At 59.1% G+C, this 17,787-nt stretch carries 13 protein-coding genes; 8 read left to right on the top strand and 5 right to left on the bottom strand.

Annotated elements, in window-relative coordinates; genetic code table 11:
• Positions 1-411 precede the first annotated feature (411 nt).
• The 5 genes from HNQ38_RS07485 to HNQ38_RS07465 form a co-directional block, all read right to left on the bottom strand.
• Positions 412-1,251, bottom strand: a complete 840-nt coding sequence (locus HNQ38_RS07485; RefSeq protein WP_183719016.1) for a ZIP family metal transporter — start codon at positions 1,249-1,251, stop codon at positions 412-414.
• 187 nt (positions 1,252-1,438) lie between these two features.
• Positions 1,439-2,050 carry a recombination mediator RecR gene (gene recR / locus HNQ38_RS07480; protein WP_183719014.1) on the bottom strand — a complete coding sequence of 204 codons (612 nt, stop codon included), beginning with the start codon at positions 2,048-2,050 and terminating at the stop codon, positions 1,439-1,441.
• Between the two features lie 4 nt (positions 2,051-2,054).
• The gene (locus HNQ38_RS07475; protein ID WP_183719012.1) at positions 2,055-2,366 is read right to left on the bottom strand and encodes a YbaB/EbfC family nucleoid-associated protein; all 312 of its coding nucleotides are present in this window, start codon (positions 2,364-2,366) and stop codon (positions 2,055-2,057) included.
• A gap of 208 nt (positions 2,367-2,574) precedes the next feature.
• Complete coding sequence (gene dnaX / locus HNQ38_RS07470; RefSeq protein WP_183719010.1) at positions 2,575-4,701, bottom strand: DNA polymerase III subunit gamma/tau; 2,127 nt, start codon at positions 4,699-4,701, stop codon at positions 2,575-2,577.
• Between the two features lie 45 nt (positions 4,702-4,746).
• Entirely contained in the window at positions 4,747-5,667 is a 921-nt protein-coding gene (locus HNQ38_RS07465) for a branched-chain amino acid transaminase (protein WP_183719008.1), read from the bottom strand.
• A gap of 400 nt (positions 5,668-6,067) precedes the next feature.
• Between HNQ38_RS07465 and HNQ38_RS07460 the strand changes: the two genes are divergently transcribed.
• From HNQ38_RS07460 to HNQ38_RS07420, 8 genes are all read left to right on the top strand, one after another.
• Positions 6,068-8,050, top strand: coding sequence for a hydantoinase/oxoprolinase family protein (locus tag HNQ38_RS07460; protein WP_183719006.1), 1,983 nt, complete (start codon positions 6,068-6,070; stop codon positions 8,048-8,050).
• A 364-nt stretch (positions 8,051-8,414) separates the two neighbouring features.
• Positions 8,415-8,897 carry a tRNA (cytidine(34)-2'-O)-methyltransferase gene (locus HNQ38_RS07455; RefSeq protein ID WP_183719004.1) on the top strand — a complete coding sequence of 161 codons (483 nt, stop codon included), beginning with the start codon at positions 8,415-8,417 and terminating at the stop codon, positions 8,895-8,897.
• The gene (locus tag HNQ38_RS14195; RefSeq protein ID WP_343060128.1) at positions 8,894-10,252 is read left to right on the top strand and encodes a CobD/CbiB family cobalamin biosynthesis protein; all 1,359 of its coding nucleotides are present in this window, start codon (positions 8,894-8,896) and stop codon (positions 10,250-10,252) included. Before HNQ38_RS07455 ends, HNQ38_RS14195 begins: the two co-directional genes overlap by 4 nt.
• Positions 10,253-10,262: 10 nt before the next feature.
• Positions 10,263-11,000, top strand: coding sequence for a sulfite exporter TauE/SafE family protein (locus HNQ38_RS07440; protein ID WP_221277845.1), 738 nt, complete (start codon positions 10,263-10,265; stop codon positions 10,998-11,000).
• Between the two features lie 13 nt (positions 11,001-11,013).
• The gene (locus HNQ38_RS07435; RefSeq protein WP_246388044.1) at positions 11,014-14,196 is read left to right on the top strand and encodes an efflux RND transporter permease subunit; all 3,183 of its coding nucleotides are present in this window, start codon (positions 11,014-11,016) and stop codon (positions 14,194-14,196) included.
• Positions 14,197-14,420: 224 nt separating this feature from the next.
• Positions 14,421-15,194, top strand: coding sequence for a YkgJ family cysteine cluster protein (locus tag HNQ38_RS07430; protein WP_183719002.1), 774 nt, complete (start codon positions 14,421-14,423; stop codon positions 15,192-15,194).
• 95 nt (positions 15,195-15,289) lie between these two features.
• Positions 15,290-16,504: a bifunctional 3,4-dihydroxy-2-butanone-4-phosphate synthase/GTP cyclohydrolase II gene (locus HNQ38_RS07425; protein ID WP_183718999.1), complete on the top strand. Its 1,215-nt coding sequence runs from the start codon at positions 15,290-15,292 to the stop codon at positions 16,502-16,504.
• A 470-nt stretch (positions 16,505-16,974) separates the two neighbouring features.
• A complete protein-coding gene (locus tag HNQ38_RS07420; protein WP_183718997.1) occupies positions 16,975-17,550 on the top strand; it encodes a cytochrome b/b6 domain-containing protein in 576 nt (191 codons plus the stop codon).
• The last annotated feature ends 237 nt before the right edge of the window (positions 17,551-17,787 follow it).

Below are 17,787 nucleotides of genomic sequence, written 5' to 3'. Positions count from 1 at the left end.
ATCCGTAGCTTCCTGCGTCTCAAAGGCTGAAGTCGCGCTTACGCCTCCACGGCGGACGTATGCTCACGCAGCCACCTGAACATTTCAAAGTTGGAATGCTCTAGAGGCAGAGGGAAGGTTGTATTTAAAAAGAGCTTCCATGCACGAGTTGCTGCATTTCTGCTCCTTTTTTTTCTGTGCATAAAGTCACAAGTCATGAGGTCCGCATTCAGCGTGAAAGTTAGGACACCAATTTTAAATATGAGTTGTTCGATAGTAATTGAAAAAAAACATGGCTGCAAGCGGTAAAACCACGTTCCTCGCAAGGTTAGCAGTTTTTGGTCAGCTGTTTACATATTCTTTCGGCCGTCCCTGAAAAAAATTTATAGCATGTCAGTTGAAAAAATACCTCTTCACATGCGTATGGGCGGTTCAACCAAGCAGTGTTGTGAGCGCCATAACCAGGCAAACCCCGAAAATACATGAAACTGAGGCGGCATTGCCATTGCCGGACGCATTGGCTTCAGGAATGACTTCTTCAAAAACCACATAGATCATAGCGCCCGCGGCAAAGGCCAGAGCTATGGGCAATATACCCGCCGCCACGCCTGCGGCCAGAGCGCCAGGTATGGCGCCAATGGGCGCGGTAACGCCAGAGAGCATGCCATAAAAGAAAGATTTTTTTGCCGAATAGCCTTCGGCCCGCAAAGCCGTTGAAACAACCATGCCCTCGGGCAGGTTTTGCAGCATGATGGATACAGTGAGCACCAAAGCCGTGCTCATGCCAAGGCTTTCGATGCTGGCGCTCATTGCGCTTTCAGCGGCGGCAGCGCCGTAGCCCACGCCAATGGCGAGTCCTTCAGGAATGTGGTGCAGGGCCATGGCTGTAACCAGAAGCACGCTGCGCCTCCAGCTGGTGGAGATGCCCTCGGTGGTGCCCTGAACCAGATGCAGGTGGGGCAGGGCGCGGTCCAGAAGCAAAAGAAAGGCTGCGCCCAGCAAAAGGCCAAAAACCACGGGTAAAAATCCTAGGCGCCCTGCGTGCCCGGCCATTTCCATCGCGGGCTGCAAAAGTCCAAAAAACGCCGCGCCCAGCATCATACCGCCAGCCGCGCCCAGAAGGCAGTCCATAGCTTTGCGCGAGAACTCACGCCGGGTGAATATGAACGCCGCGCCAAGCGTTACTGAAAGCCAGGAAAACAGGCCCGCCACAGTGGCTTGCATGACCGGATGCAACATGACGGATTGGACGGAAGAACTGGTTAGTTCCATCGGGACCTCCCGGCGGTAGAGAAGATGTTTTTTGCAGAAAGCGTGGCGGGCGGACGCCGCCGGACGAAAGATGGGGATTGCCAGGGCATTTTATGTTGCAATGCTCTGGCGGCTGCCTGAACAGACGCCAGTTGAAACGCGCATGTCTTAACCTTGAAGAAGATATCCTAAATCAATCTTCCCAGGATTATTTGAGATCCTGGCGGTATTGCAAAGACTGGCGCAGGGTTTCCTTATCCATATACTTTACCTCGGCTCCAAGGGGGATGCCTTGGGCGAGACGTGAAATCCGCACCTGCGGAAAACGCTTGGCTACCATCTGGCGTATAAAGGTAGCGGTGTTTTCCGCCTCAAGGGTTGCGCCAAGAGCAAGAATAAGTTCTGCTATTTCGCCTTCTTCCAGGCGATGCACAAGCCTGTCCGTATCAAGGCTTTCAGAATCCACCCGGTCCAGAGGAGCCAGCAGGCCGCCCAAAATCATATACTGGCCGCGGTAAAAGCCGCCTTCATCAAGGGTCAGCATGCTGTCCCATTCAGTAACAAGGCAAAGCGTGTCGCGGGCGCGTTCTGCATCGGCACAGACCGGGCAAGGGTCTGTGGACGAAAGACCGCCGCAGCGCGAGCACAGGTGCAGATTGTCGCGCAGGTCGTGGATGCCACGGCCAAGGCGGCGCGTTTCGGCTTCCGGCCATTTCAGCAAAACCATGGCCGCTCGCATGGCGGATTTGGGGCCAAGGCCCGGCAGGCGCGCCAGCTGCTCTACCAGGGCCTTGAGCGGTTCGGGAATACGTGTGTTCATGAACCTAGAAAAGACCGGGCAGCTTGATGCCGCCGGAAATGTTGCTCATTTCGCGGTCCATAGTTTCACGGGCAATGCGTCCGGCTTCGTTGACGGCAGCAAGAATGAGGTCTTGCAGCATTTCCACATCGCCGCCTTCCAGAGCCTTGGGGTCAATGGTAATCTTGCGCAGTTCCTGCTTGCCGGAAACTTCGGCCTTGACCATGCCGCCGCCACTGGTGGCTTCATAGCTGTGGTCGCCCATTTCCTGCTGGAGTTTGGCGATCTTATTCTGCATAACCTGCGCCTGGCGCAGGATGTCGTTCATGTTGCGCATGTGTTTCTCCTTAAATATTGTGGTTAAAGCCGAGTACCATGTAGTGGCGCAAAAATCCGGCGCGCGGTGCCGCTGCTTTGCAAGGCAGATGGCGCAACCTCGCCGGAAAGGGCTGTTCAACGTGTTGTTCCGCCAGAGCATTCTGCCATATGGCAGGATAACTGCCCTGCGGCGGGTATGCTCTCCGCCGACTGGCGTGCGGACTCTACTATTCTATGGGCCGGCAGCCCTTCAATGAAGCGTTGAGTACTTCAAAGCAGGGTTGCAGAGCCTCTTTACGCCTGAATTCTTCAATCAGCTCGGCTTCTGGCCGATGTGGCTTGGGGGCGATGATTTCCACCTGCGTGTCCCCCGCCCCATAGGCAGCCAATGCCGCATACAGTGCTTTGCTCTGTTTTTCAAGCTGGTTCAGCTGTGTTTCTGTTCTTGGCTGCAGCCGAAGGACGCCGTCGCTCCACTGCACGCCAATGCCGCGAAGCAGATACGGAGCCAGGGTCAGCCGTGCAGCAGCCTGCTCGGCAACGCAAAAAGCGTAAAAACTCTGCCAGTCATGGCTGGAACTGCCTGCCGCTTTTGGGGCTGGACCCGGCGATGCTGCAACAGCAGTATCCGTAGTATCCGTTTCAGGCTCATCCCAGGGAATTCCGGTGGCAAAGTCAGAGCCAGCTTCGGATTCAATTTCCTCATCCGAATAGGGCGGAGCGCCCCACGAACCATCCGCATCGTCGCCCCAGGGAGCATCGTTTTCCACAAGAGAGGCGGGCATGCCCGGGGGATCGGTCCTGTGCCCCGTATCAGCATGCGCGGTTGACGCGCTGCCTGCGCTGTTGTGGTTGGTGCTGCTCTGCGGGAAGCGCCTTGCGGCAGGGTCAGAGCCTTCTGCTTCATCTCCGTCAGCGGCAGGACCGGGAGCCGTGGCCGCATCACGCGGGCGCGCCGGGCTTCTGCCCATGCCTGCGCCCTGTGCGCCATAGCCATTGCGGGAAGGATCGCCTCCGGCATGGGGCTGTTGCGGTGCAGCGTGCCCGCCAGTCTGCCCCGTGGGCTGTTGGCTGGCGGCGTGGGAAGCTGCCGGGGACACGGCTTGTGCCGGGGCTGCTGGCTGGCCTGATGGCCTTGCAGGTGCGGCGCCTTGTTGCGCGCCAGATGATTGCCCTGCTGGCTGGCCCAATCCTTGACCTGATGCTTGGCCCAAACCCTGACCAGCCATCTGGTCGGGCGTCAGTTGCCCAACGGGCAGCAATTGTGGCAGCAGAGCCAGATTGAGCAGCAACAGCTCAAGGGCCGCCGCGGGTTCCGGGCTTTGCACAATGCCGCGCTGCGAGTCCAGCGTCATTTGCCATGCAGCGTGCAGGTGGGCCGTGGAGAAACGCGGGGCAAGGCTTTGCCACAAGGCGGCTTCGTCAGCGGGCAGGCGCAGGCTTGGCAACATGGCTTCGCCGCCTTGGCGCAGAAGAAAAAGATTGCGCAGGTTGCCAGCGAGTTCCCGTACAAAAAATCCAATATCAACGCCTTGCTGCAAGATTTGACTGCAAAGATCGGCCACGGCGGCGCAGTCCTGCACATGCAGCGCGTCAAAAAGATTGCCGAACATTTCCTGCCCGGCAAGGCCGAGCACCTGACGGGTTGCGGCTGCCGTCAGTTCCGCGCCGCCCAGAGCCAGCGTCTGGTCCAGCAGGGACATGCTGTCGCGCACGCTGCCAGCGGCCCGGCGCGCCAGAAGGCGCACGGCGTTTTCTTCAAAAGTAACGCCTTCCTTGCGCAGCACGCCCGAAAGGTGGTCCACCAGCGCGTCCTCGCCCAGATGGCGAAAAACGAAGTGCTGGCAGCGGCTCACAATGGTGATGGGAAATTTGTGCGCCTCGGTGGTGGCGAAGATGAAAACCACGCGTTCTGGCGGCTCTTCCAGCGTTTTGAGCAGGGCGTTGAAAGCGTTGCGCGTGAGCATGTGGGCTTCGTCGATGATGAAGACCTTGTAGCGGCCTTCCATGGCGGCGTAGCCGATGGTTTCGCGCAGTGAACGGGCGTCTTCAACGCTGTTGTTGGAAGCGCCGTCGATTTCCGTCACGTCTACATGTACGCCTTGCGTGATCTTGCGGCACTGGGCGCATTCGTTGCAGGGTTCCGGGCCTGGCGCGTGCTCGCAATTGAGGGCTTTGGCGAAAATTCGGGCGATGGTGGTCTTGCCCACGCCGCGTGTGCCGCTCAGGAGATAGGCGGCAGCAGGCCTGTCCTCGGCAGCAGCGCGGGAAAGGACGGCCTTGACCATATCCTGTCCCGCCACTTGAGCAAAGGTCTGGGGGCGGTAGCGTGATGCGAGGGAAAGATGCTTCATGAGTTTTTATGGGCGCGCCCGGCGAAACCGGGCGCGCCAGAGTAACTAGACTTTATAGTGGTGCAGCCAGCTGGCGTACTTGGGGTTTTCGCCCTTGACGATCTTGAAGTACTCGGTCTGCAAATGCTTGGTCACGGGGCCAGCGTGGCCCACGCCGATCTGGCGGTGGTCCAGTTCGCGAATGGGGGTGATCTCAGCAGCGGTGCCCGTAAAGAAGGCTTCATCGGCGATGTACAGTTCATCGCGGGTAAACTGCTGTTCTTCCACAACATAGCCAAGATCCTTGGCCAGCTTCATAACGGAATCACGGGTGATGCCACCAAGAATGGACGTCCAGGGGGTGGTCTTGATTACGCCGTCGCGCACAATAAAGATATTTTCGCCAGTGGCTTCGGAAACGTAGCCGTTGGTGTCCAGCATGACGGCTTCGTCATAGCCTTCGTCCTTGGCTTCCACCTTGGCGAGAATGGAGTTGATATAGTTGCCCGAGGCTTTGGCCTTGGACATGCTGGTGTTCACATGGCTGCGGGCAAAGGTGCTCGTTTTGATGCGGATGCCCTTTTCAAGGGCTTCAGCGCCAAGGTACGCGCCCCAGGGCCAGGTGGCAACGATGGTCTGCACCGGGTTGTTGCCGGGGTAGACGCCCATTTCGCCGTAGCCCACAAAGGAGAGCGGGCGCACATAGCCTTCTTTCAGCTCATTGGCTTCAAGGGTTTCTATGCAGGCTTTCACCAGTTCTTCGGCGGTGAGGGGAAGGTTCATGCGTAGAATTTTGGCGGAGTTGAGCATGCGCTTGCAATGGTCTTCAAGGCGGAATACGGCGGAACTGCCGTCGGCACAGGCGTAGGCCCGAATGCCCTCAAAAATGGCGCTGCCATAGTGCAGGGCATGGGTAAGCACGTGAACCTGAGCCTGATCCCAGGGAACCATTTTGCCATCAACCCAGATGTACTTCATCTTTTGCATGCTGTCCTCCGCAAGCCTCATAGTAGGGCGGCATCTCCGGCGGCGCACATGGCTGCCTGAGGCCGCAAGAGAAAAAATTTACTGTAAAGCGCGGCGTATGGCAAGCAGTAGGCCGTGAGCGGGCGGGCTTTGCGAGCCTTGCCGCCACAGGCCGGGTGAAAGGTCTGGCCCTGTGAAGAGGCATGCCGTATGCTTGCCCCATACTTATGGAAGCACTGATTAAAGAGCCTCCTGTAAACGCGCAGTTATTTCGTTTGGCAAGGCGCGATCTTTTTTTGAAGCAGGAGTGGACTCTTCCGGCCTCGACTGTTTCAAACCTCGACTGTTTCAAAAAAAGTGAAACAACGCAGCCAAACGGAATAACTCAGCGTTTCCTTTTGGCATAAAGGAACAAGCGATCATGACGCAGAAACATAGTGACGGCGCGCCTCGGGGACAGATTTTTCTGTTGGGCATCGATGCCGGAGGAACCCACACGGACGCGGTTCTTCTTGCGCAGGATCAGGCTGGATTGGCAGAAGCCCCCGCAGCTTTATCTGGCGTGCTGGACAATGCCGATCCGGCAACGCGCCTGTCTCGCATGGATCTGGCGCACACGCCTTTGGGCCACACGCCTTTGGCGCGCATGCATCTGCTGGCCGCTACCAAGGTGCCGACACAGCACGACGACCTGCCTGCCTCGGTAAGCGAAGTGCTGGCGGCGCTGGCCCGCGCCCTCAATGAAAGCGTTTCTTCTGCAAGTTCCCCAAATGAGTGTTCCGAAGGGGCCGCCCTGCTGGGCCGCGTCAGCCGCGTGACCCTGGGGGCAACCCTGGCGGTCAACGCCCTTGTGCAAGACAAGGCCGACGCCGTGGCACTTGCGCTTTCTGCCGGGCCGGGGCTTGATCCCCGGCGGTTCGCCCTGGGAAAGCATGTGTGCATTGTCCCCGGCGGGTTGGACCACAGGGGAACGGAAATCAGCCCGCTGGATGTGAGCGAACTGGAAAATCAGGCCGCCCGCTGGCGTGAAAAAGGCATTGCCGCCGTGGCCTGCGTGGGCAAATTTTCGCCGCGTAACCCAGCGCACGAGCAAAAAATGGCGCAGGCCGTGGCACGTGGAGCTGAAACATCCGGTCAAAACAGTCGGGACGCAGCCTCACCAAACGCGCAGCACGTCACCTTGGGGCACAGGCTTTCGGGCCGTCTGAATTTTCCCCGGCGCATTGCCACAGCGTACTTTAATGCCGCTGTGCAGCGCTTGCATTCCAGATTTCTTGATGCTGTGGAAAACGCCCTTGCAGGGGCCGGGGTGCGGGCTGCCGTGCGGCTGCTCAAGGCAGACGGCGGGGCAGTGCCACTGAGCCTTTCGCGCCGTGAGCCTGTGCAGTCCATCCTTTCTGGCCCGGCTGCCAGCGTTATGGGCGTTCTGGCCCTGTGCCCCTCGGCCCGTGAAGGCTGCGCCCTGCTGCTGGATATGGGCGGCACTACCACAGACATTGCTCTGGTGGTGGACGGTTCTCCCGTGGTGGACAGGGACGGTATGGTTCTTCAGGGGCGGCGTACACTGGTGCGCGCACTGGCTTCAGTTTCCATAGGCGTGGGCGGCGACTCTCTTTTATCCGTTGACGGCTCCGGGGCCGAGGCTTCCGTCCGCGTGGGGCCGGAACGGCAGGGGCCAGCAATGGCCTTTGGGGGCAGCCTTCCGACGCTGCTGGACGCGCTCAATGCCCTGCACAGTTTTCCGCAGAGTCAGGAGGCTGGCGAACTGGCCGGAGAACTGGCAGGAAACGTATCCGCCTCTCTGGCTGGTATGGAAGCACTGGCGCGTCAATGCGGTCTTGCACCGCACGATCTGGCCCGGATGACCGTGGAAGATGCTCTGGAGCAGATCAACCGCGCAGCAAAAAATCTGGTGAAGGGCATAAACGCCCAGCCTATTTACACGCTGGCTGGCTTGCGGGCACTGCAAGAGGCGCATCCCTCGCGGGCATGGCTGGTGGGCGGCCCGGCGGCTTGCATCGGGCCGCATCTGGCTGCCGCCCTGGGCATGCCTGTGGACTGTCCGCCCCACACGGCAGTGGCCAACGCCGTTGGCGCGGCCCTTACCCTGCCCACCGATTCTCTGGAAGTCTACGCGGATACTGGCTCCGGCCATTTGCGGGCTCCGGCGCTGGATCTGACGGAAAGCATCCGCAGAGGATTCAGCCTTGATGCCCTTGGCGAGCGGGCAAGGGAACTTTTGCTCCAAAGGCTGGAACTGGCCGGAGCAGACGGCGCTACCGTGGAAATCACCGAAGCCGAAAGTTTTGCCACGCTGGACGACAACGGCTTTGGCAACAAAGACATGCGCGTGTCGTGTCAGGCAGTGCCGGGGCTGGCAGGGTTGGTGGTTCAAGAATCCTGAGGCGGATTTTCAAGACAGAAAAGCCGCGAGTGCAGTGGCGTTGCGGGTACCTTTTCAGTTATTTATGCGTCGGATTTGTTCTTTTATTCCGGCTGAGCGTCATCAGGACAGGCGCCCTGCATAAAGGATTCGGCTGCAAAGGCCCTCGTGACGGTATTGCACAGTCAGCTCCCTGTTTTGCGCGGCCTTATGGCATGGCAGGCGGGGAGGCGACCAGCGTCGCGGCCTGAATGTCGCCCGAAATGCGGCAGCGGCAGAGTCGCGTATTGCCCCGCCCCTTGAAAAGCATCCATATACGCCCTAGTATCGCACTCCCAAAGAAATCTACCCGCAGAAAGCTGGCGGGCGTGCGAGTACAAGAATCATGCAGATAGTTCTTTACGAACCGGAAATTCCCCCCAATACGGGCAATGTCGCCCGTCTCTGCGCCGCCACAGGCGTGACGCTCAACCTTATCGAACCCTTGGGGTTCAAGCTTGAAGACCGTTACCTCAAGCGCGCTGGCCTGGACTACTGGCCCAACGTAAATCTGAAGGTATGGCCCAACTGGCAAGCCTTTATGGAAGGCTCCGGTGCGGGTGACAAGGCGGGGCGGCTTATATTCACCTCGGCCAAAGCTGCCGAAACGAGCGCGGCGGTGCACCGGTTTGCCTTCGAGCCCGACGACTTTCTGGTTTTCGGGCCTGAAACGCGCGGGCTGCCGCAAGACATTCTGGCGCTTTCGCCACACCGCGTGCGCATCCCCATGCTGGAGGGGCGCGTGCGCAGCATCAACCTGTCCACGTCGGCAGGCATTGTGCTGTATGCGGCTCTGGCCAAGGCGAATCTTATGGAGAACTGGGAGTGAGCCTGCCTCACGGGCTGTCTCTTGTTTTTCCCTGGTCTGTGTGGGAGTGCTGGTGGCTGGCCCCTCTGGCCCTTGTGCTGGATTTATGGCTCGGCGATCCTGCTTTGCCCTGGCGGCACCCGGTTTGCCTTGTGGGCAAGCTACTGGACTTGCTGGAGCGCCCTGCGCGGCGGTTTATGCGGGCGGCAGGACCCGAGCGTGAACGTGGCCGGGGCAGGCTGGCCGGAGCGGTTGCTCTGCTGGCGCTCATTGCCTGTACGGGATTTGCTGTCTGGGTTGCGGTATCTTTGCCCATATTGGGTCTGTTGGCGGCTGTCTATCTTGCCTGGGCCGGGCTGGCTATGGGCAGTCTGCTGCAAACGGGCCAGCTGGTTCTGGAAAGAGTGGAGCATGCGCCGGAAAACGGGGCCCGCGAAGCGCTTTCGTGGCTGGTAAGCCGCGACACCAGCGCAATGGATCGGCCCCTCATGCGCAAAACGCTGGCCGACACGCTTTCTGAAAATCTTACGGATGCCTTTACCGCGCCGTTTTTCTGGCTGCTGGTGGGTGGTCCGGTAGCCCTTTGGTGCTACAAGGCCGTGAGTACCACGGATTCCATGTGGGGCTACATGACGGAAAAGTGGCGCTGGCTCGGTTGGGCCGGGGCGCGGTCCGATGACGTTTTGGCCTTTGTGCCCGCGCGGCTGGCGGCGTTGAGCGCCGGGCTGGTCCACGTTCTTTTTCTGGTGCGGCAAAAGCTTGAAGCTGAATGCCAGGCTGGCAGGCACGGCGATTCAGGTGCGCTGTTCAAGCGCTGGAGCCTGGTGCGAAATATGGCGCTAAATATGGGGCACTATTTATCGCAGAACCGGGCGCGCCGCCCCAAGGACGACACGGCGCATGACGGAGCCTGCGGCACAGGGCAGGGCGCTGGCGATGGTACGGCCTGTAATGCTGACCACAGCGCGGGGCATGACACAGGTTGTAACGCCAACCAACCGCAAGGTTGCGGCCTGTCACTGTCTGCAACAGCGTTGGGCGCTGCGTATTTACCCGGCCGTTGGGATGGCGGCTGGCCCGGGCTGGCAGTGGTGGCCCGGCAGGCTGCGGGCATGCCCAGCCCCAATTCCGGCTGGTCCATGACGGCGTGCGCATGGTTGTGCGGAGCGTGTATGGCCGGGCCTTCGGTGTATTTTGGAGAACTGGTGAACAAACCCTGGTTGGGGCCGCCCCCGCAAGGGGAAGAGCATGCTGTTTCGCTGGCTGTGTGGGATGCGCCCCGCCTGCTGGCTCTGTGCGCTCTGTTACGGCAAAGCGCGCTTTACGGCGGACTGGCCCTGTGGCTTCTGGCTCTTGTGTGTCTTTTTATTTTTTGAGGCTTTGCTCATGCTTATGATCGTGCTGTATTTTGTGTCCTTGCTGGTGGGTTTTCTGGTGGGCATAACCGGGGTTGGTGGCATCCTTATTCCTCCGGCGCTTATCCTGCTCAGCGGGCAGGAAACGCACATGGCTATGGGCACGGCCCTGGCTTCTTTTTTGCCTGTGGGTCTGGTGGGAACGTTCATGTACCGCCGTCTCGGCCATATCGACTGGCGCAAGGCGCTGCCCTTTATGGCAGGCAGCCTGGCAGCCTGGCCCGGAGCCCTGCTCAACGCCATACTGCCCGCCGGGCCTCTGGTGGCCTTGCTGGCCTGTATTATCATCTTCGCCGGACTGTGCGCCCTGCGCCCTCCCAAGCCGGGAAGCGGCAGCGTGTTCTGGCAGAGCGGCAAGGGTTTTTTCTGCATCGGAGCCGTGACGGCTTTGTTGGCAGGCCTGACGGGCGCGGGCGGGCCTGTGGTGTCCATTCCCTGGATGATTATCGCCGGGGTTTCGCCAATGACGGCAGTGGGGCTTGCCATGCCCTATCAGGTGACCACGGCTCTGTTTGGCACCATTGGCAACGTGGCTGACGGGCATGTGGATTTTGCCATTTTGCCCTACATTTGCCTCATGGCCCTTGTGGGACTTTTTGCCGGGGTTGCCGTGGCGAAACGCATCCCCACAGGAGTGCTGCGCAAGCTTATTGGCGGCCTGTGCTGCGGTCTTGGACTGTTTTTGCTCTTGCGCCTGATACTCAGTTGACGTAGGAAAAATTATGAATATAGCCGCCATATTCATTCGCCGCCCCGTAGCCACGGTGCTGCTTATGCTCGGCATGCTTTTCTTCGGCATGACGGGCTACAAAAATCTGCCCGTCAACCATCTGCCCAATGTGGACTTTCCCACCATTCAGGTCATGGCCGATCTGGCAGGAGCTGACCCGGAAACAATGGCGGCATCCGTGGCCACTCCGCTGGAAAAGGAATTTTTCACCATTGCGGGCATTGATTCCATTTCTTCGGTCAACTCCACAGGCCGGACTCGCGTTACCATTCAGTTTGCCCTTGACCGCAATATCGATGCGGCGGCTCTGGACGTGCAATCGGCCATAGGCCTCGCCCAGCGGCGCATGCCGTCCAGCATGACCACGCCGCCCAGCTTCCGCAAGGTCAACCCGGCTGACATGCCCATCCTGTACTTGCGCGTGTCGTCCTCGACCCTGCCACTGTATGCCCTCAATGAATATGCCGACACCCTTATAGGTCAAAGGCTTTCAATGGTGGACGGCGTGGCGCAGGTGGTGGTGTACGGGCAGAAAAAATACGCCGTGCGCGTGCAGCTTGACCCGGACGAACTGGCCTCACGAGGTCTGGGTATTGATGAAGTGGCTGACGCTGTTGCCGCTGCCAACAGCATGCTGCCCACTGGGGCGCTGGAAGGCGCGCAAAGGGCCAGCGCCATCAAATCTTCCGGCCAGCTGCTGAATGCCCGCGCCTTTCAGGATACGGTGGTGGCCTACCGCAACGGTGCGCCCGTGCGCCTGAGCGATCTTGGTCAGGTGGTGGACAGCGTCAAGCAGGACAAGCAGATCACCTGGGGCAACGGCGGCGTGCCAAGCATTACCCTTGCCGTGGAACGTCAGCCCGGCACCAATACCGTGCAGGTGGTGGACGCCATCCGCGCGCTGCTGCCGGGTCTTGAGCGCCAGTTGCCGCCTTCTGTATCACTGGAAGTTTTTTATGATCGTTCAGAGTCCATCCGCCATTCTGTGGCGGATGTTAAATTTACGTTGGTGCTCACGGTCTTTCTGGTGGTGCTTGTTATCTTCATTTTTCTGCGCAATCTGCCCGCCACCATTATTCCCAGCCTTGCCCTGCCCATGTCGGTCATATCTACCTTTGCCATCATGGCCGTGCTGGGCTACAGCCTGGACAACCTTTCGCTAATGGCCCTTACTCTGGCCGTGGGCTTTGTGGTGGATGACGCCATCGTCATGCTGGAAAATATCGTGCGCCATCAGGAGATGGGCAAGGATCCGCTCACCGCGGCCTACGACGGTTCGGCGGAAATTGGCTTCACCATTGTGTCCATGACTATTTCTCTGGCGGCGGTGTTTATTCCTGTACTTTTTATGGGCGGCATTGTGGGGCGTTTGTTCCGGGAATTTGCCGTGGTCATCATCACGGCCATTCTGGCTTCGGGCGTGGTGTCGCTTACGCTTACGCCCATGCTCTGCGCGTACTTTCTCAAGGCGCAAGGGGCGCACAAGGCTGGCCGCAGCGCCGGGCAGGGGCTGTACGGCTGGCTTGAACGCGGTTTTGACCGCCTTAACCTTCTCTATGCCCGCTCTCTGGACGTGGTGCTGCACCATCGCCTGAAAACACTCACGGCTTCGCTGGTTTTGCTGGCGCTTACGGTCTGGCTTGGCATGGCCATGCCTAAGGGCTTTTTGCCCGTGGAGGATCTGGGCATGCTGGTGGCCAGCACCGAGGCGGAACAGGGCGTATCCTACGAGGGCATGGTCAGCGCGCAGCACAGCCTTGATCCGCTGCTGGAAAAAAATCCGCATCTGGCCATGTACAATTCCATCGTGGGCATTGTTGGCGGCAGCCCAAGCATGAACAACGGCATTTTGCTTATGCCGCTCAAACCCCACGACCAAAGGCCCGGCATTGAGCAGGTGGCGGAACAGCTGCGGCGTGAACTCAATATTTCGCCTTCCATGCGGGTTTTTGTGCGCGTGCCCCCGGCCATCAATCTGGGAGGGCGTTCGTCCAAGGCGCTCTATCAATACACGCTTTCCGGGCCAGATATGGAAGCCTTGTACGACAGCGCCCAGGAAATAGAAAACGCCCTGCGCGCCCTGCCGCAGGTGCAGGACGTGAACAGCGACCTGCAACTGAAAAATCCCGAATTGCGCGTCACCATTGACCGTAACCGTGCGGCGGCGCTGGGCGTCAGCCCGCACCAGATAGATCTGGCGCTTCAATCGGCCTACGGCTCGCGTGAAATTTCCACCATCTACGCGCCCACCAACGACTACACGGTCTTTGTGGAATTGCAGAAAAAGTTTCAGCAAGACAGTTCGGCCTTGTCGCGGCTATATGTGCGCGCTGCCAACGGCAGCCTTGTGCCCCTGGATACCCTTGTCAAAATGGAGCCGGGCGTAGGCCCCATTGCCGTGAACCACAACGGCCAGTTCCCCTCGGTGACCATTTCCTACAACCTGCGCCCCGGCGTATCGCTGGGGCAGGGCGTTGCCGCAGTTGAAGCCGCAGCGCAGCCCTTGCTACCCGACACGGTGAGCGCAGAATCCCAGGGCACGGCCCAGGCGTTTCAAAGCTCGCTGACGGGTATGGGCTGGCTGCTGGTGCTGGCTATTGTGGTCATCTATCTGGTGCTGGGCATCTTGTATGAAAGTTTCATTCACCCGCTGACCATTCTTTCAGGTCTGCCTTCGGCTGGCTTTGGCGCACTGGCGACACTCTGGCTGTTCGGCATGGACCTGAACCTCTATGGATTTGTGGGCGTGATTATGCTGTTGGGCATCGTGAAGAAAAACGCCATCATGATGCTGGACTTCGCCCTTGAGGCGCAGCGGCATGACCCGGCCATGGAACCGCTGGAGGCCATTACGCGCGGCTGTCATGTGCGTTTTCGGCCTATCATGATGACGACAGTGGCTGCGCTTATGGGCGCTCTGCCCATCGCCATCGGCATTGGCGCTGGGGCCGAGGCCCGGCGGCCTCTGGGTATGGCAGTGGTTGGCGGTCTGTGTTTTTCGCAGATAGTCACGCTCTACATTACGCCCGTCTACTATTATTATATGGAAAAGCTCTCGCGCGACCTGGGCAAGCGTTGGGGCGGGCGGTTCCACAAAACCACGGGAACTGGCGGAAAGAACAGCGGCACTGGCACCACTGCGGGCGGCGATGCCGCGCACGGCGCGTCTGTGTAACCGTGAAGGAAGACGGTTCCGGGGCTTGCCGTAAATCCGTGAAGCGGGTAGGCACTCGGACCAACCAGGGAATTTTTGCGTTGAGGATAGTATCCTCAGCGATGTTCAGGGCGCGCTGCAAGTTTGTGCGGTGCTACACCTAGAGCAATTATCGTATATGTTGGCTTGTCACAGGCATGCGCGCTGCCCCCAAACTTTGGCGGGCATGCCAATTCGGAGATACAATGATTTCACAAGACATGTCCTCGCCCCTTGAGGCCCCTGTTTGCCGCCGTTGCGGCATGTGCTGTCTGCGTGGCGGCCCCACTCTTATGGTGGAAGACGCCCCGCGCCTTGTGGGCGGCGTTTTGACGCTGGAAAGTCTGGTCTGCCTGAGAGTGGGCGAATGGGCGCGTGACGACGCGCGCGGTGAATTGCGCCCGCTGGAAAAAGAACACATCAAGGTGGCTGGTCTCGGCGGGCAGGCGCATCCCTGGCGTTGCCGCTATTACCGCGACGGGTCTGGCTGCGCCATTTATGCCCAGCGCCCGGTCCAGTGTTCGGCGCTTTTCTGTATGGACACGGCCCCGCTGGAAACCCTGCTGGGCAGCGAACCCTTGCTGGACCGTGCCGGAGCCCTCAAAGCCCTGGGCGGGGAAGCGCAATTGCCCGGTTTTCCTGATCTCAACGCGGGAACGCGCGCACTTTTGCCCGACCTTATTGCCGCCCACGAAGAGCAAAGCCTCGTGGCTCCAGTACTTGAAGCAGCCGCCCGCCTTGGTTTCACCCCGCGCGGCACACAAGGCTACGGCGAGGGGATGGAAGAAGGGGAGGAACGGCAGGCCCTGCTGGGTGATCTGGGCGAGGCTGTGCGTGCAGACGCTGCCTTTCGTCAGCTTTGCGTAGAACGTGCTGGCGTGCCTGCTGCCCTGTTGCCTTTTCTTCTGGGCCGGCCTTTGCAGGATCTGCTGGCCGAAGTGGGACTGCGCCCCACATCATCTGCCACTGAAGAAAATTGAGGGCAGGCGCGCGGTTGACAGAAGGCCGCACCAGCCATAGTTTAGATAAATTACAATATTCACAGCCCGAGTGCGGGTTAAACGAAGGACGCATCATGCCACTGTGCAGCATTGAGGAAGCCATTGCCGATATCAGGCAGGGCAAGATGATCATTCTTGTGGACGACGAAGGTCGGGAGAATGAAGGCGACCTGACTATGGCCGCCGAGTTTGTGACCCCCGAGGCCATCAATTTCATGGCCAAGTACGGGCGTGGTCTTATCTGCCTGCCAATGGCACCAGAGCTCATTGACCGTCTAGACCTGCCCCTGATGACGCAGCGCAACGGTTCACGCTTCGGCACCAACTTCACCATATCCATCGAAGCCCGTGAGGGCGTTACCACTGGTATTTCCGCTGCTGACCGCGCCACTACCATTCTGGCGGCAGTAGCTGACAACGTGCGTTCTGAAGACCTCGTGACGCCAGGGCACGTCTTTCCTTTGCGTGCCAGAGCGGGCGGCGTGCTTTCACGCGCCGGGCAGACCGAAGGCGGCGTGGATCTTTCAAAAATGGCAGGCCTCAAGCCCGCCTCGGTTATCTGCGAGATCATGCGCGATGACGGCACTATGGCGCGCATGCCCGATCTGGAAATTTTTGCCGAAGAGCATGGCCTCAAGATAGCGGCAGTGAAGGACATCATTCGTCACCGCCTGAATCGCGGTCAGGTTTCCGTGCGCAATGTGGACAAGGCGCATCTGCCCACCAGATTCGGCGACTTCACCGTATATGCCTATGAGAGCGAAATGGAGCAGGGCACGCATCTGGCCCTGGTCAAGGGTGATCTTAGCGGGCCGGAACCGGTGCTCACGCGCGTGCACAGCGAATGCCTCACGGGCGACGCTCTTGGCTCTTTGCGTTGCGACTGCGGCGGCCAGCTTGGCGCGGCCCTGCGCCAGATTGAAAAAGAAGGGCGCGGCGCGCTGCTTTATATGCGTCAGGAAGGGCGAGGCATTGGCCTGGCCAACAAAATCCGCGCCTATGCCTTGCAGGACCAGGGTTACGACACCGTTGAAGCCAACCGCAAACTGGGCTTTCCCCCGGACTTGCGCGACTACGGCACTGGCGCGCAGATGCTGGTAGACCTCGGCATCCACAAAATACGGCTTTTGACCAACAATCCCAAAAAGATCGTAGGTCTCTCAGGGTATGGCATTGAAATTGTCGAGCGCGTGCCCATTGAAATGGAAGCCTGCCCTGAAAACGAATACTACCTGCGCACCAAGAAAGAAAAAATGGAGCATATGCTGCATTGCTCTTGCAGCCACTAGAGCATGTTACCTTTGAAAAAGTTTACATGTTCTAGCGCTGCACACGAGTGACGCGCGCCGTAACGTGACGTGGATTCTGCCGAAGAATCGCATTTTTCGGCAGAGTGACAACGATGAAATGTAATGCATTTCAAAGCTGATCTGCCCACGGAAGCACCCGGAATATTTTGCGTAAAATGCTTCCGGTTGCAGTTGCCCGGAGCCATAGAACTTACCGCTCTTTTGGCTGGTCACAAGTACGAAGTGGCTGGCCTCCGATAAACGACGCTCCGGCGCTTGCCGGGGTATTGCTGCACTGAAAATTGCCCCGGCGGACTCAGTCCCGCCGGGAACAAAATTTTATGGCGTCATTGTGGAGGATTGCCTTTCAAATAACAGGCTCGGCCTTTCTTGCGACACGGTGCCATGCCGCGATCGGACAGCGGCTGGCGGCGGCATGAATGCCTGGCCCCGGACCTCAGGAGAAATGCATGACCGTAAAAGAAAAAATTGTGGATCAGGGCGCATTGCTGTGGAAATTTTTGGGTTTTTTTCAGCCGCCCCTGCTGCGTTGTATTCATGCCAGCGTCATAGTGCTGGTACTACTGCAATTTTTGCTCAGTACGGTCATGGTCGTGATGCCTTACGGCCCCTCGCCCCTGGCCTGGATACATATCATTATAGGCATGTTTCTGTGCGTTCTGGGTATCAGCCTTGTGGTGCTCAGCATTAAAAAGCGCGGCCTGCGCAACTTTTTTCCCTATCTTTGGGGCGACACCGACCAGCTGGTCAAGGATTTGCGCACGGCTGCGCAGTTCAAGATCGTCGGCCCCCGGCCCAAGGGCTTGCCCGCCTGTGTGCAGGGGCTTGGCATGTGCGCCCTGTTGCTGGCTATTTTTTCAGGCCTGTGGTGGTTTGATGACTGGAGCAACGATCGCTCTCTTTTGACCGTCTTCAGTGTGCACAAATTCTTTGTGTGGTCTGTGGCGTTGTATGTGCTTGGCCACGGCGGCATGGCTTTGGCGCACTTTGCGCTTTGGCAACGAAAGGCCGCACCCAAGAAATAGAGCCTTTTTGCCCTGAAATGCTCTGGGGCTGCGCAAGCGGTCGTTCCTTCGTGGCGGCGTGAATGCTTTGTATTTGCGCGATGAGCGGTACTACAAGCGTGCCTTGAGCCTCGGGGGCAGGTTTTCAACGTTGATTTGCGCAGGGCAGGCTTGTTTCAAGCGTCTGCGCCACAAGTTTTTATAGCAGCAAAACCTCCGGGATCGCCGCAACAAGGCAACCCCGGAGGTTTTGTCGTT

The organism is Desulfovibrio intestinalis, assembly GCF_014202345.1.
In the GTDB taxonomy this organism is placed as follows: domain Bacteria; phylum Desulfobacterota; class Desulfovibrionia; order Desulfovibrionales; family Desulfovibrionaceae; genus Desulfovibrio; species Desulfovibrio intestinalis.
This window is presented reverse-complemented; position numbering and strand designations above follow the sequence as displayed.

Excerpts from the sequence above, each read along its gene's own strand:
- HNQ38_RS07425 (WP_183718999.1), top strand. The coding sequence starts at position 15,290 with ATGCCACTGTGCAGCATTGAGGAAGCCATTGCCGATATCAGGCAGGGC.
- dnaX (WP_183719010.1), bottom strand. The coding sequence starts at position 4,701 with ATGAAGCATCTTTCCCTCGCATCACGCTACCGCCCCCAGACCTTTGCT.
- HNQ38_RS07435 (WP_246388044.1), top strand. The coding sequence starts at position 11,014 with ATGAATATAGCCGCCATATTCATTCGCCGCCCCGTAGCCACGGTGCTG.
- HNQ38_RS07440 (WP_221277845.1), top strand. The coding sequence starts at position 10,263 with ATGCTTATGATCGTGCTGTATTTTGTGTCCTTGCTGGTGGGTTTTCTG.
- HNQ38_RS07460 (WP_183719006.1), top strand. The coding sequence starts at position 6,068 with ATGACGCAGAAACATAGTGACGGCGCGCCTCGGGGACAGATTTTTCTG.
- HNQ38_RS07430 (WP_183719002.1), top strand. The coding sequence starts at position 14,421 with ATGATTTCACAAGACATGTCCTCGCCCCTTGAGGCCCCTGTTTGCCGC.
- HNQ38_RS07420 (WP_183718997.1), top strand. The coding sequence starts at position 16,975 with ATGACCGTAAAAGAAAAAATTGTGGATCAGGGCGCATTGCTGTGGAAA.
- recR (WP_183719014.1), bottom strand. The coding sequence starts at position 2,050 with ATGAACACACGTATTCCCGAACCGCTCAAGGCCCTGGTAGAGCAGCTG.
- HNQ38_RS07465 (WP_183719008.1), bottom strand. The coding sequence starts at position 5,667 with ATGCAAAAGATGAAGTACATCTGGGTTGATGGCAAAATGGTTCCCTGG.
- HNQ38_RS07475 (WP_183719012.1), bottom strand. The coding sequence starts at position 2,366 with ATGCGCAACATGAACGACATCCTGCGCCAGGCGCAGGTTATGCAGAAT.
- HNQ38_RS07455 (WP_183719004.1), top strand. The coding sequence starts at position 8,415 with ATGCAGATAGTTCTTTACGAACCGGAAATTCCCCCCAATACGGGCAAT.
- HNQ38_RS07485 (WP_183719016.1), bottom strand. The coding sequence starts at position 1,251 with ATGGAACTAACCAGTTCTTCCGTCCAATCCGTCATGTTGCATCCGGTC.